Raw genomic sequence first — 13443 nt, 5'->3', positions numbered from 1 at the left:
GTCACGCCCCGGTGAGCTTCGCGAACTTCTCTTCGTATGCCGTCTCTTCCTTCGAGCTCAGGGAGCGGAAGGAGTGCGACTTGGCCTGCATGGCCTGGTCGGGAATGATCAGCGGGTTGTTCGCCGCGTCCTCGTCGATCTTCGCCAGGTCGTCCTTCACGCCGTCGACCGGGCAGACGAAGTTGATGTAGGCGGCGAGTTCCGCAGCCGGGCCCGGTTCGTAGTAGTAGTCGATGAGCCGTTCGGCGTTGGTCTTGTGCCGTGCCTTGTTGGGGATCAGCATGTTGTCGCTGGACGTGACGTAGCCGCTGTCCGGGATGACGAAGTCGATGTCCGGGTTGTCGGCCTTGAGCTGGACCACGTCGCCGGCCCAGGCCAGACAGGCCGCGAAGTCGCCCTTGCTGAGGTCGGACGTGTAGTCGTTGCCGGTGAAGCGGCGTATCTGGCCGCGGTCGACGCCCTTCTGGAGCCGGGCGATCCCGGCGTCGTAGTCGTCGTCGGTGAACCGGGCCGGGTCCTTGCCCATGTCGAGCAGGGTCATGCCCATGGTGTCGCGCATCTCGGTGAGGAAGCCGACCCGCCCCTTGAGCTTCGGGTTGTCGAGCAGGTCGGAGACGGTCCTCACCTCAATGCCGTCCAGGGCCTTCTTGTTGTAGGCGATGACGGCGGAGATGCCCTGCCAGGGGTAGGAGTAGGCCCGGCCGGGGTCCCAGTCGGGGCTGCGGAACTGGGGCGACAGGTTGGCGAAGGCGTGCGGCAGGTTGGCCGGGTCCAGTTTCTGCACCCAGCCGAGCCGGATGAGGCGGGCGGCCAGCCAGTCGGTGAGGACGATGATGTCGCGGCCGGTCTCCTGGCCCGCGGCGAGCTGCGGCTGGATCTTGCCGAAGAACTCGCTGTTGTCGTTGATGTCCTCGGTGTACGTGACCTTGACGCCGGTGCGTTCGGTGAACGCCTCCAGCGTGGGGTGCCGGCGGCCGCTCTCGTCGACGTCCATGTACTCGGTCCAGTTGGAGAAGCGGACCTGCTTCTCCTCCTTGGAGTGGTCCTCGGCGGAGACGCCGCCCTCGGTCTTGCCGGCCGCCGGGATGCCGCAGCCGCTCAGCAGGCCGAGGCCGCCGGCCGCGAGCGCGCCGCCGGTGGAGGCGCGCAGCAGCGAACGGCGGGTGAGGGCGGCCCTGCCGCTCCTGAGTGAGCGCCGCATGGCGGCCACTTGGGCCGGGGACAGGCGGTCGGGCTCGTACTGCTCCATGCGCGTGGTTGCCCTTTCGGGTGGGTCGGCCGTGGTCGGCGGCCTGGTGTGATGGCTCTCGGTCCTATCGGTCCCCGAAGACGGTGCGGTGCCAGTCCTTGGCCGCCACCGCGGTGTTGTCGAACATGACGTGCTTGACCTGCGTGTACTCCTCGAAGGAGTAGGCGGACATGTCCTTGCCGAAGCCGGACGCCTTGTACCCGCCGTGCGGCATCTCGCTGATGATCGGGATGTGGTCGTTGATCCACACGCAGCCGGCCTTGATCTCGCGGGTGGCGCGGTTCGCGCGGTACAGATCCCGGCTCCAGGCGGAGGCGGCGAGCCCGTACGGCGTGTCGTTGGCCAGCCGGATGCCCTCGTCATCGGTGTCGAAGGGCAGGACGACCAGGACCGGACCGAAGATCTCGGACTGGACGACCTCGCTGTCCCGGGCGGCGTCCGCGATCAGGGTGGGCCGGTAGTAGGCGCCGTCCTTGAGGTCGTCCTGCGGTGCCTCGCCGCCGCACACCACGCGCGCGTAGGCGCGGGCCCGGTCGACGAAGGCGGCGACGCGGTCCCGCTGGACGTGGCTGACCAGCGGGCCGAGGTCGGTACCGGCGGCGAAGGGGTCGCCGACCCGGACGGTGTCCATGAGGGCGGCGGTCTTCTCGACGAACGCCTCGTACAGGGGCCGCTGCACGTACGCGCGCGTGGCGGCCGTGCAGTCCTGGCCGGTGTTGATGAGCGCGCCCGCGACGGCGCCGTTGACGGCGGCGTCCAGGTCGGCGTCGTCGAAGACGAGGAAGGGGGCCTTGCCGCCCAGCTCCAGGTGGAGGCGCTTGACGGTGGCGGTGGCGACCTCGGCGACGCGCTTGCCGACGGCGGTGGACCCGGTGAAGGAGGTCATGGCGACGTCGGGGTGGGCCACAAGGTGCTCGCCGGCCTCCCGTCCAGTGCCGCTGACGATGCTGATCACGCCGTCCGGGATGCCGGCCTCGGTCGCCGCCTGGGCGAACATCAGTGAGGTGAGCGGGGTGATCTCGGCGGGCTTCAGCACGATGGTGTTGCCCGCGGCGATCGCCGGGAGGATCTTCCAGGCGGCCATCTGGAGCGGGTAGTTCCACGGCGCGATCGACCCGACCACACCGATGGGCTCGCGGCGGACGTACGAGGTGTGGTCGCCGGAGTACTCCCCCGCCGACTGCCCCTGGAGGTGCCGGGCGGCACCGGCGAAGAAGGCCGCGTTGTCGACCGTGCCCGGCACGTCGAACTCACGGGTCAGCTTCAGCGGCTTGCCGCACTGCAGGGATTCCGCGCGGGCGAAGTCCTCGGCGCGGTCGGCGAGGACGGCGGCGAACCGGTGCAGGGCGTCGGAGCGCTCGCCTGGAGTGGCGCCGGCCCAGCCGGGGAACGCCGCCCGCGCGGCGGCGACGGCCGCGTCGACGTCGTCGGGGCCGGCCAGTTCATAGGTCAGGACGTCCTCGCCGGTCGCCGGGTCGACGACGGTGTGCGTCCGTCCGGAGGTGCCCTTCGTCAGGCGGCCCGCGATGTACTGGGCCCCGTCCGCGAAGCGGTCCTGGGCCGGGAATCGGTCCGGGGTGGCGTTGCCCGGGTTGTGCATGTCGGCTCTCCTCGGTCTCCCCGTGACGGGGGCCGGCGTGGCTCAGGCTCGATGTGAGTGCCGATCCTGACAGAGCACTAGGCCTCCAACAAGTGATTCCGTTGTTGCCATTTGGTTACGCGACGGAATCTGTCGACCAGGTGTCGAGTCGCCACGGAAAAGGGCGGACGGAGTGTCAGTGGCGCGTGCCACACTCGCATGCATGGAGAGGATCAGGGGGGCAGCGGTGGCGGGCACGTGCCGGGAAGCGCTGGTCGGGCGGGTCCGCGCGGGCGAGCGGATCAAGTACCTGTGCTTCTGGGGGCACCGGCCGCTCCCCGACGGCAGGCTCGGACCGAGCTGTCTGAGCCAGTGGTGGCCGTCGCCGTTCACGGTGGCGGGAGTGGACTACCGGACGGCCGAGCATTGGATGATGGCGGGCAAGGCCCGGCTCTTCGAGGACCCGGACGCCGAGCGGCGGGTGCTGGCGGCCGCTCATCCCGCCGAGGCGAAGAAGGCGGGCCGGCTGGTGCGCGGCTTCGACGAGACGGTGTGGGAGCGGGAGCGGTTCCGGATCGTGGTGGAGGGCAGCGTCCACAAGTTCGCCTCGGACCCGGCGCTGCGGCAGTTCCTGCTGAACACGGGCGACAGAGTGCTGGTGGAGGCGAGCCCCGTGGACCGGGTGTGGGGCATCGGCCTGGCCGCGGACGACGAGGCGGCGGGAGACCCGGAGCGCTGGCGTGGGCCGAATCTGCTGGGCTTCGCGCTGATGGCGGCCCGTGAGCGGCTGCGCGCGGACGGCTGCTGAGCGACGACACCCGGATGTCCGCCGTGCGGCTCCCGAGCGGCCGCGGAGGCGAGGGGGCGACCCGAGGGCCGCCCCCTTCCCGCACGGCAGGGTTCAGGCGACGCTCATCAGACTCGCGAAGGCGAGGAAGCCGAGCAGCGGCAGGATCACGGTGGCCGTGATGCCGAGCACCAGACCGGCGGTCGCGGCGCCCTTGTTGGTGGCCTCGCCCCGGGTGGCCTTGCCCCGGCCCACCGCGCCGAAGATGATCCCCAGGATGCCCAGGATCACGCCGAAGAACCAGAGGAAGAAGGTCAGGCTGCACACCACGCCGATGATGCCGAGGACCAGTCCCGTGGTGCCCATGCCGTTGCTCGGCTGCATCGGCATGGCGTAGCCCGGGGCCTGCGGATACCCGACCGGCGGGGCGGCCGGGTAGGACGGCCCCTGGCTCGGGTAGCCGTAGCCGGGCGCGGACTGCGGGTAGGCGTAGCCCTCGGCGGGCGGCTGGCCCGGTTGCTGCGGCGGCCCGTATCCCCCGGGTCCGGGATTGGAGTACGACATGAACTGCTCTCCCCTCGTTGGCGCTTGACATCGTAGAGGCACTGCTGGGGGAGGTGTTCAGCTTTCCGCCGTCACGGAGACCGGCGCGGGGCGCGAGGAGCCGTAGTAGGGGTCGTCGTAGTACGAGTCGTCGTTGATCGCGGCGGTGATGCCGACGGCGATCAGGACGATCACGGCGATGCCGAGGACGACGCCGATGATGCCCATGACGAACCCGGCCTGCGCCTGCCCGTGATTGCTGGCCAGGCCGACCTCCGCCTTCCGGCGGCCCTTGACCCCGAAGACGATGGCGAGCACGCCGAGCACCAGGGAGACCACGCCGTACATGCAGAACAGCGCGCAGGCCAGGATGCCGAGCACCATCGAGGCGGTGCCCATGCCGTTCTGCGGGGCCATCGGCATGCCGGGCCAGCCGTAGCCCTGGCCGTACCCGGGATAGCCATACCCGACCGGCGCACCGGCACCGTCGGGCGCGACCGGCGGAGGCGGCACCGCGGAGTCGGGGGCGGTGTATCCGGCGCCCGGCATCGAGGTGACCGTGGCCTGGTCGTGCACGCCCGGCGGCGGCTGCCAGGGCGGCGGTGCGTCGGACGCGGGCGGCCCGGGCGGCTCCTGCGCCTGTCCGGCGCCGGCGCCCTTGTCCAGCGACGGCCCGCTCTCCGGGGGAGCCCAGGGGTCGTGACCACCGGCGGGATCCCCGTCGGGCCGTATCGCGTCCGTCATGTCTCGTCCCCCCGGGGTCGTTCGTGCCCGCCATGCTACGGTCCCGGGCCGCCGGGCGTGAGACCGGCCTACGATGATCCCCGAACGACCGATCAGCCGATCACCCGCGCCCCACCGCCGCCGCGCGCGGCCGGGCGCCGCCCCGGGGAGGAACCCTTGACCGAGCATCTCGTCGACCCCGACGTCCCGCGCGACCTGCACGCCTTCATCGCCGGGCTGCCGAAGGCCGAACTGCACGTCCACCACGTCGGCTCCGCCTCCCCGCGCATCGTCTCCGAACTGGCCGCGCGCCACCGCGACTCCAAGGTCCCCACCGACCCCGAGGCGCTGGTCGACTACTTCACCTTCACGGACTTCGCGCACTTCATCGACGTGTACCTGTCCGTGGTCGACCTGATCCGCACCCCGCAGGACGTCCGGCTGCTCACCTACGAGGTGGCCCGGGACATGGCCCGCCAGCAGGTGCGGTACGCCGAGCTGACCATCACGCCGTTCTCCTCCACCCGGCGCGGCATCGACGAGGGCGCCTTCATGGACGCGATCGAGGACGCCCGCAAGGCGGCCGAGGCAGAGTTCGGGACCGTACTGCGCTGGTGCTTCGACATTCCGGGCGAGGCCGGTCTGGAGTCCGCCGAGGAGACGGCCCGGCTCGCCACCGACGACCGGCTGCGTCCGGAGGGCCTGGTCTCCTTCGGGCTCGGCGGACCCGAGATCGGGGTGGACCGCCCGCAGTTCAAGCCGTACTTCGACCGGGCGATCGCCGCGGGCCTGCACTCGGTGCCGCACGCCGGTGAGACCACGGGGCCGCAGACGGTGTGGGACGCCCTCACCCACCTGGGCGCCGAACGCATCGGGCACGGCACCAGCTCGGCCCGGGACCCGAAGCTCCTCGCCCACCTCGCCGAGCGGCGCATCCCGCTGGAGGTGTGCCCGACCTCGAACATCGCCACCCGCGCGGTGCGCACCCTGGACGAGCACCCGCTCAAGGAGTTCGCCCGCGCCGGCGTCCTGGTGACGATCAACTCGGACGACCCGCCGATGTTCGGCACCGACCTCAACAACGAGTACGCCGTCGCCGCCCGGCTCCTGGGCCTCGACGAGCGGGGCCTCGCCGGCCTGGCGAAGAACGGGGTCGAGGCGTCGTTCCTCGACGCGCCGGGCAAGGCACGGATCATCGACGAGATCGACACGTACACCGCCGCCTGGCTCGCCTCCTGAGAACCGCGCCCACCGAGAGTTGCCCCCACCATGGACACCCCGCGCGCCCTGACCGCCGTCGCCCACCGCGGCGACCCCTACCGGCACCGCGAGAACACGATCGAGTCGCTGCGATCCGCCCTGGACCGCGGCGCGGACGCGGTCGAGACCGACGTGCGCCTCACCCGGGACGGCGTGCCGGTGCTGCTGCACGACGAGACGCTGAAGCGGCTGTGGCGGCACGACCGGCCGCTGCGGTCCCTGTCGGCCGAGGAGGTGCGCGGCCTGACGGCGGGCCGGGTGCCGACGCTGGCGGAGGCGCTGGCGGCCACGGACGGCAGCCGGCTGATGCTCGATTTGCCGGGCGGGCCGGGCGAGCGGGCGGTCCGGCGCATCGTGGACGTGGTGCGCGAGTGCGGGGCGCGGGACCGCGTGTACTACACGGCGGGCGCCGCGGCGATGCTCGCGGTGCGGGCCACCGACCCCGCCGCCGAGATCGCCATGACCTGGACGACGGCGGCCCCTCCCCGGCCCGCGCTCCTGGCGGCGGTCCGGCCGCGGTGGCTCAACTACCGTTTCGGCCTGGTGGACCGCGCCCTGGCCGAGCGCGTCCACGCCGACGGTCTGCTGCTGTCCGCCTGGACCCCCGACACCCGCCGCACGATGCGCCGGCTGCGCGCCCTGGGCGTCGACTCGATCACGACGAACCGCGTCGACGTCCTGTGCGCGCTGCGCGACCGGGGCGAAACACGTCCCGTAGGGGTGAGCCCGCACAACTCCTCGCCGTCGTAGGGGAGTACCCCGAGCCGCGGTCCGGGGTGCGGGCCCTCCTCACCGACGATCCGGCGTGCCACACGAGGCGATGAGGATGATCGACGACCGTCCCGTTCCGGAACCTGGAGTCGTCGATGCCCTCGATGCGTGCCGACCGCCACCGCGTACTCGCGCCCCTCGACCGACCCGGCCCGCCGCCACACGGCCTCCGGCACGGCCGGGTACCGCTCGCACCGAGCGCGGCGGAACCGCCGAGGCCGTGCAGCAGGGTACGACGTGACAGAGGGGGCGTCTTCGGGAGCAGGGGCATGGCACGCAGGATCCCGCCCCCGCACTCGCCGGGACAATCGACGCTGCGTCGAGCGCGCCCGTACAGGCCCGACACCCTGTCGACCGGGGCGGGTTCACGGCCCACACGTCCACCCTGCCACGCGGTGCGGCCCCGGACGGGGGTTCCCGTCCGGGGCCGCACACGAGCCGGGCCGCACACGAGCCGAGGGCTTCAGCCGTCAGGCTTCACGCGTCCGGCGTCCGGCGTCGTCAGGCGTTCGGCGTTCGGCGTCCGGCGTCGTCAGGCGTCCAGCGACGTCATCACGTGCTTGATCCGCGTGTAGTCGTCGAAGCCGTACCCCGACAGGTCCTTGCCGTAGCCGGACTTCTTGAAGCCGCCGTGCGGCATCTCGGCGACCAGCGGAATGTGGGTGTTGATCCACACGCAGCCGAAGTCGAGCTTCTTGGACATCCGCATCGCTCGCCCGTGGTCCTTGGTCCACACCGAGGAGGCCAGCGCGTACTCGACGCCGTTGGCCCACTCGACGGCCTGGTCCTCGTCGCGGAAGGACTGGACGGTGATGACCGGGCCGAACACCTCCTGCTGGATGATCTCGTCGTCCTGCTTGAGGCCGGAGACGACGGTCGGGGCGTAGAAGTAGCCCTTGTCGCCGACCCGGTGGCCGCCCGCCTCGACCTTGGCGTGGGCGGGCAGCCGCTCGATGAACCCGGAGACCTGCTTGAGCTGGTTGGGGTTGTTGAGCGGGCCGTAGAGCACGTCCTCGTCGTCGGGCTGCCCGGTCTTGATCTCGGACGCGGCCTTCGCGAGCGCGCTCACGAACTCGTCGTGGATCGACTCGTGCACGAGCACGCGGGTGGCCGCCGTGCAGTCCTGCCCGGCGTTGAAGTAGCCCGCCTCCGAGATGCCCGCGACGGCCCCCGGGATGTCGGTGTCCTCGAAGACCACGACCGGGGCCTTGCCGCCCAGCTCCAGGTGGACACGCTTGAGGTCCTTGGAGGCCGACTCGGCGACCGACATGCCGGCCCGCACGGAGCCGGTGATGGAGGCCATCGCCGGGGTCTCGTGCTCGACCATCAGGCGGCCGGTGTCGCGGTCGCCGCAGACGACGTTGAAGACGCCCTTGGGCACGATGGAGCCGATGATGTCGGCCATCAGGGCCGTGGACGCGGGGGTGGTGTCCGAGGGCTTGAGGACGACCGTGTTGCCCGCGGCGAGCGCCGGGGCGAACTTCCACACGGCCATCATCATCGGGTAGTTCCACGGCGCGACCTGCGCGCAGACGCCGATGGGCTCGCGGCGCACGAAGGAGGTGAGCCCTTCCATGTACTCGCCGGCGCCGCGCCCTTCGAGCATCCGCGCCGCGCCCGCGAAGAAGCGGATCTGGTCGACCATGGGCGGGATCTCCTCGGAGCGGGTGAGCCCGATGGGCTTGCCCGTGTTCTCCACCTCGGCCGCGATCAGCTCCTCGGCCCGCTCCTCGAACGCGTCCGCGATCTTGAGCAGGGCCTTCTGCCGCTCGGCCGGGACCAGGTCCCGCCAGGCCGGGAAGGCCGCCGCGGCGGCCGCCATCGCGGCGTCCACGTCCGCCTCCCGGGAGAGGGGGGCGGTCGCGTACGCCTCGCCCGTGGCGGGGTTGACCACTTCCGTGGTCCGTCCGTCGGCGGCGTCCCGGAACTCACCGTCGATGTAATTGCGCAGACGACGCAGCTCGGTGCTCACTGCCGGCCCTCCAAGTTCGGGTGTCCATTGACTGAGACACCCACCCTAGACGGAGTGCCGACGTTTTCAACACCCCCACTCCCCCCGAGGTTGCGATATCCGCAGCTTGAAGCGATCGAAACAACGAATTTCATTGATCCGGGCTTGCGAAACTGTCGATACGTCGTGCACAGTGAAGCCGTGGCCAGTCGAAGCGCAGACCAGAAGGACTCCCGCGAGTCCAGGAACGGCGGTCCCCATTTGGACGCCGTCTCCCTCGCCATCATCGAGCAGCTCCAGGAGGACGGCCGCAGGCCGTACGCCGCCATCGGCAAGGCCGTGGGCCTGTCGGAGGCGGCCGTGCGCCAGCGCGTCCAGAAGCTGCTCGACCAGGGCGTGATGCAGATCGTCGCCGTCACGGACCCGCTCACGGTGGGCTTCCGGCGCCAGGCGATGGTCGGTGTCAACGTCGAGGGCGACGTGGAGTCGGTGGCCGAGGCACTGTCGGCCATGTCCGAGTGCGAGTACGTGGTGATGACCGCGGGCTCCTTCGACCTGATGGTGGAGGTCGTCTGCGAGGACGACGACCACCTCCTGGAGGTCATCAACCGACGCATCCGGGCCGTGCCCGGCGTGCGCTCCACCGAGAGCTTCGTCTACCTCAAGCTCAAGAAGCAGACCTATATGTGGGGAACCCGATAATCGTGAGCACCGACAGCCCCAAGGACCTCAGCAAGGCCGCGTACGACCACCTGTGGATGCACTTCACCCGCATGTCGTCGTACGAGAACGCCCCCGTCCCCACCATCGTCCGCGGTGAGGGCACCCACATCTACGACGACAAGGGCAGGCGCTACCTCGACGGCCTCGCCGGCCTGTTCGTGGTCCAGGCCGGACACGGCCGCCAGGAGCTCGCGGAGACCGCCTCGAAGCAGGCGCAGGAGCTCGCCTTCTTCCCGGTCTGGTCCTACGCCCACCCCAAGGCCGTCGAGCTGGCCGAGCGCCTGGCGAACGAGGCCCCCGGCGACCTCAACAAGGTCTTCTTCACCACCGGCGGCGGCGAAGCGGTCGAGACCGCCTGGAAGCTCGCCAAGCAGTACTTCAAGCTCACCGGCAAGCCCACCAAGTACAAGGTGATCTCCCGCGCGGTGGCCTACCACGGCACCCCGCAGGGCGCCCTGTCGATCACGGGCCTGCCGGCCCTGAAGGCCCCCTTCGAGCCGCTCGTCCCGGGCGCGCACAAGGTGCCGAACACCAACATCTACCGCGCCCCGATCCACGGCGACGACCCCGAGGCGTACGGCCGCTGGGCCGCCGACCAGATCGAGCAGCAGATCCTGTTCGAGGGCCCGGAGACGGTCGCGGCCGTCTTCCTGGAGCCCGTGCAGAACGCCGGCGGCTGCTTCCCGCCCCCGCCCGGCTACTTCCAGCGGGTGCGCGAGATCTGCGACCAGTACGACGTGCTGCTCGTCTCGGACGAGGTCATCTGCGCCTTCGGCCGCCTCGGCACGACCTTCGCCTGCGACAAGTTCGGTTACGTCCCGGACATGATCACCTGCGCCAAGGGCATGACCTCGGGCTACTCCCCGATCGGCGCCTGCATCATCTCCGACCGCCTGGCCGAGCCGTTCTACAGGGGCGACAACACCTTCCTGCACGGCTACACCTTCGGCGGCCACCCGGTCTCCGCCGCGGTCGGCATCGCCAACCTCGACCTGTTCGAGCGCGAGGGCCTCAACCAGCACGTGCTCGACAACGAGGGCGCCTTCCGCTCCACCCTGGAGAAGCTGCACGACCTGCCGATCGTCGGCGACGTCCGCGGCAACGGCTTCTTCTACGGCATCGAGCTGGTCAAGGACAAGGCCACCAAGGAGTCCTTCAACGAGGAGGAGACCGAGCGCGTCCTGTACGGCTTCCTCTCCAAGCAGCTCTTCGAGAACGGGCTGTACTGCCGTGCCGACGACCGCGGCGACCCGGTCATCCAGCTCGCCCCGCCGCTGATCTCCAACCAGGAGACCTTCGACGAGATCGAGCAGATACTGCGCGCCACGCTGACGGAGGCATGGACGAAGCTCTGATCATCCTCTGATCATTCCTTGAGAGGATCAGCACCGGCCCCGGTGCCGCCCGTTCGAGTGAGACACGGCGGCCCGGGGCCTCGTGCTGTCCGGCCCCCGCGCGGGGACTGCCTAGCGTGCCCAGTGACCGATCGGCCCCGTCTTCGTTCCCCCGGAAGGGGGACGACACGACCGGGGGAATACGGATCAGAACCGAGGTGTACGCCCATGGAGGCTCCGCCGGACAACGACGTGCTCTGGGCCCGCGCCCTGCACTTCCAGCACCACGACGGCTCCCCCGCCCTGCAAGGCGTGTCGCTCGGCGTGCGCGAGGGCGAGATCCTCGCCGTCAGCGGCCCGCGGGGCAGCGGCAAGACCACGCTGCTGCGGTGCCTGTCCGGCCTGGTCAAACCCCAGGGCGGCGAGGTGTGGTTCAACAGCGTGCCGGTGCACACCATGGGCCCGCTCAGCCGCGAACGGCTGCGCCGCGACCGGTTCGGCTGGATCGATCCGGCCCCGGCGCTCGTTCCGGAGCTGAACGCCTGGGAGAACGCCGCGCTCCCCCTCATGCTGCGCGGCACCGGCCGGCGCCGGGCCAAGACCGCGGCCCTGGACTGGCTGGACCGCCTCGACGTGGGCGGCAAGGCACGGCGGCGCCCGCACGAACTCCAGCAGGCCGAGCGGCAGCGCGTCTGCATCGCCCGCGCCCTCGCCGTCGCCCCGGCGGTCCTCTTCGCCGACGAGCCGACGGCCCCGCTGCACCGCGCCGACCGCGCCCAAGTGCTGCGGACGCTCACCACGGCGGCCCGCTCGCACGGCATCACCGTCCTGCTCGCCACGCACGACGCGCAGACCGCCGCCCTGGCGGACCGCGCGGTGGCACTCCTCGACGGACGGCGGGTACGCACCGTGCACCTCCCCCCGCTCGCCGAGACCGCGGTGGCCACGGGTGCCGCCGGGACTCCCGGAACGGAAGGCCGGGCGGCGTGCTCGCTCTCCGCCTGACCCGCACCGCCCACCTCGCCGTCCACCTGCGCCGCCTGCTGGTCGCGGTGGGCTCGGCGGGCACGGGCTTCCTGCTGCTGTGCGCCCTCGGCTACGCGCTGAGCCACCCGGACACACCCGGCGCCGCCGCCCTCCGCCTGGCCTGGTGCGCGGCGCCGCTGGCCGCCGCGGTACAGCTCGCGGTCGCCGTGGCCCGTACGGACCCCGGGACCCGGCCCCGCTCGGGGCTGTCGGCGATCGGCCTGGGCCCCGGCCGGCTGATGGCGGTCTCGGCGACGACGACGGCCCTGTCCGCCGTGCTCGGTTCGGTGGCGGCTCTGTTCCTCTTCCTCCACCTGCGCGGCGACCTGACGGGCGGCCCGCCCTCCGGCCGCGTGGCGGCCGACGCCCTGGCCGTCGGCCAGTCCCTCCCCGCCCCGGCCGTCCTGACCCTGCTGGTCCTCGTGCCGGTCCTCGCCTCGGCCGCGGTGGCCCACACGCTGCGCCCCCGCGACACCCGGCCCGCCACGGCCACCGCCCCGCGCGGCTACGGCCGCTTCGGCGCCTACGGCTGGGGCAAGGCCCGCGAAACCTTCGGCGCCTACGGCCGCTTCGGCTCCCGCACCGCCACGGTGTCTGCGGGCAGTCGTGCCGCTGGGTCGGTGGGGGTCCCCCCGCTCGAGCGAAGCCGAGCGGGGGGGAGGGTGGGCGCAGGCGGCACCCTGCAAACGCAGGCGAGCGACCCCCGGCCGTCAACCCCGACGGACGGCGCGGCGGAGACACCGGGCAGCACTCAGACGCTGGACCCGCAGCCCGAACCCACCCCGGCGCAGACGCCCCACCCCCCGAGCACCACCGCCCTCCCCTGGGGCATCGCCGTACTCGCCGCAGGCCTCACCGTCGAGACCTACACCGGCAACGCCTCCGCCGCACCCGCCCCCGGCACCGCCCCCTCCGCCGGCGTCCTGGTCGGGTGGGCCCTCACCGCCCTGGGTCTCGCCCTGGCCGGCCCGGGCCTCACCCACCTGTGCGGCAGGCTGCTGCAGGCCGCCCGCCCCGGCGCCCTGCGCCTGCTGGCCGGCCGCGTCCTCATGGAGGAGTCCCACCGCATCGGCCGCCCCCTCGGCGTCGTGGCCGCCGTAGCCGCCGCGGCCTACGTGGCCGCCACGGTGTACGACGGGGACGGACCGGCCTTCGGCCCGCTCGCCACCCTGGGCGCCCTCCTCGTGGCGGGCTGCACCGTGGCCACCCTCCTCACCGCGGCCGTCGCGGCCAAACACGCCCGCGCCGACACCACGGACGCCCTGCTGCGGCTCGGCGCGCCCCCGTCGACCCTGCGCGGCGCCGCAGCGGTACGCACCGCCGCGCTGCTCGCCCTGTTCGGTCCGCTGACCCTGATCGTCGCGGTGCTGGCGGCGCTGCCGTTGGACCACTGAGCCACGACCGAGCCGCACCCCGACCGCAAAAAATCTTTTCGAGAAAGTCCGCACACCGGCGATGAGTTCCAAGGCCGACTCCCGTCTACCTCTTCGAACGGCA

12 protein-coding genes are annotated in these 13443 nt (G+C 71.8%); 7 read left to right on the top strand and 5 right to left on the bottom strand.

Going from position 1 to position 13443, the window contains the following annotated elements:
* Window position 1: 1 nt before the first annotated feature.
* Window positions 2-1249, bottom strand: coding sequence for a spermidine/putrescine ABC transporter substrate-binding protein (locus AB0P07_RS12645; RefSeq protein ID WP_365548995.1), 1248 nt, complete (start codon window positions 1247-1249; stop codon window positions 2-4).
* A gap of 64 nt (window positions 1250-1313) precedes the next feature.
* Entirely contained in the window at window positions 1314-2849 is a 1536-nt protein-coding gene (locus AB0P07_RS12640; protein ID WP_365548993.1) for a gamma-aminobutyraldehyde dehydrogenase, read from the bottom strand.
* 202 nt (window positions 2850-3051) lie between these two features.
* On the opposite strand from AB0P07_RS12640, the gene AB0P07_RS12635 reads away from it, so the two are divergent.
* Entirely contained in the window at window positions 3052-3636 is a 585-nt protein-coding gene (locus AB0P07_RS12635; RefSeq protein ID WP_365548990.1) for an NADAR family protein, read from the top strand.
* 93 nt (window positions 3637-3729) lie between these two features.
* Here the strand turns inward: AB0P07_RS12635 and AB0P07_RS12630 are convergent, their stop codons facing one another.
* Window positions 3730-4179, bottom strand: coding sequence for a DUF4190 domain-containing protein (locus AB0P07_RS12630; protein ID WP_365548988.1), 450 nt, complete (start codon window positions 4177-4179; stop codon window positions 3730-3732).
* Between the two features lie 57 nt (window positions 4180-4236).
* Window positions 4237-4902, bottom strand: coding sequence for a DUF4190 domain-containing protein (locus AB0P07_RS12625; RefSeq protein WP_365548985.1), 666 nt, complete (start codon window positions 4900-4902; stop codon window positions 4237-4239).
* A gap of 57 nt (window positions 4903-4959) precedes the next feature.
* Here AB0P07_RS12625 and AB0P07_RS12620 point away from each other — a divergent pair, with 57 nt between their 5' ends.
* Both AB0P07_RS12620 and AB0P07_RS12615 read left to right on the top strand, forming a co-directional pair.
* Entirely contained in the window at window positions 4960-6120 is a 1161-nt protein-coding gene (locus tag AB0P07_RS12620; protein ID WP_365548982.1) for an adenosine deaminase, read from the top strand.
* A gap of 30 nt (window positions 6121-6150) precedes the next feature.
* Window positions 6151-6891 carry a glycerophosphodiester phosphodiesterase gene (locus AB0P07_RS12615; RefSeq protein WP_365548979.1) on the top strand — a complete coding sequence of 247 codons (741 nt, stop codon included), beginning with the start codon at window positions 6151-6153 and terminating at the stop codon, window positions 6889-6891.
* A 553-nt stretch (window positions 6892-7444) separates the two neighbouring features.
* Here the strand turns inward: AB0P07_RS12615 and AB0P07_RS12610 are convergent.
* Complete coding sequence (locus AB0P07_RS12610; RefSeq protein WP_125628621.1) at window positions 7445-8884, bottom strand: gamma-aminobutyraldehyde dehydrogenase; 1440 nt, start codon at window positions 8882-8884, stop codon at window positions 7445-7447.
* A 165-nt stretch (window positions 8885-9049) separates the two neighbouring features.
* Between AB0P07_RS12610 and AB0P07_RS12605 the strand changes: the two genes are divergently transcribed.
* The 4 genes from AB0P07_RS12605 to AB0P07_RS12590 all read left to right on the top strand — a co-directional run bounded on the left by AB0P07_RS12605 (window position 9050) and on the right by AB0P07_RS12590 (window position 13340).
* Complete coding sequence (locus tag AB0P07_RS12605) at window positions 9050-9565, top strand: Lrp/AsnC family transcriptional regulator (protein ID WP_365548976.1); 516 nt, start codon at window positions 9050-9052, stop codon at window positions 9563-9565.
* Window positions 9566-9567: 2 nt separating this feature from the next.
* On the top strand, window positions 9568-10941 hold the full coding sequence (locus AB0P07_RS12600) for an aspartate aminotransferase family protein (protein WP_365548973.1): 1374 nt from the start codon (window positions 9568-9570) through the stop codon (window positions 10939-10941).
* Between the two features lie 207 nt (window positions 10942-11148).
* The gene (locus tag AB0P07_RS12595) at window positions 11149-11925 is read left to right on the top strand and encodes an ATP-binding cassette domain-containing protein (RefSeq protein WP_365548970.1); all 777 of its coding nucleotides are present in this window, start codon (window positions 11149-11151) and stop codon (window positions 11923-11925) included.
* A complete protein-coding gene (locus AB0P07_RS12590) occupies window positions 11907-13340 on the top strand; it encodes a hypothetical protein (RefSeq protein ID WP_365548967.1) in 1434 nt (477 codons plus the stop codon). The genes AB0P07_RS12595 and AB0P07_RS12590 overlap by 19 nt, the downstream gene beginning before the upstream one ends.
* Window positions 13341-13443: the final 103 nt, after the last annotated feature.

Source organism: Streptomyces sp. NPDC085944 (genome assembly GCF_040686295.1).
Taxonomy (GTDB): Bacteria; Actinomycetota; Actinomycetes; order Streptomycetales; family Streptomycetaceae; genus Streptomyces; species Streptomyces salinarius.
The sequence above is the reverse complement of the archived record's forward strand: the minus strand, read 5'-3'. Positions and strand labels throughout refer to the sequence as shown.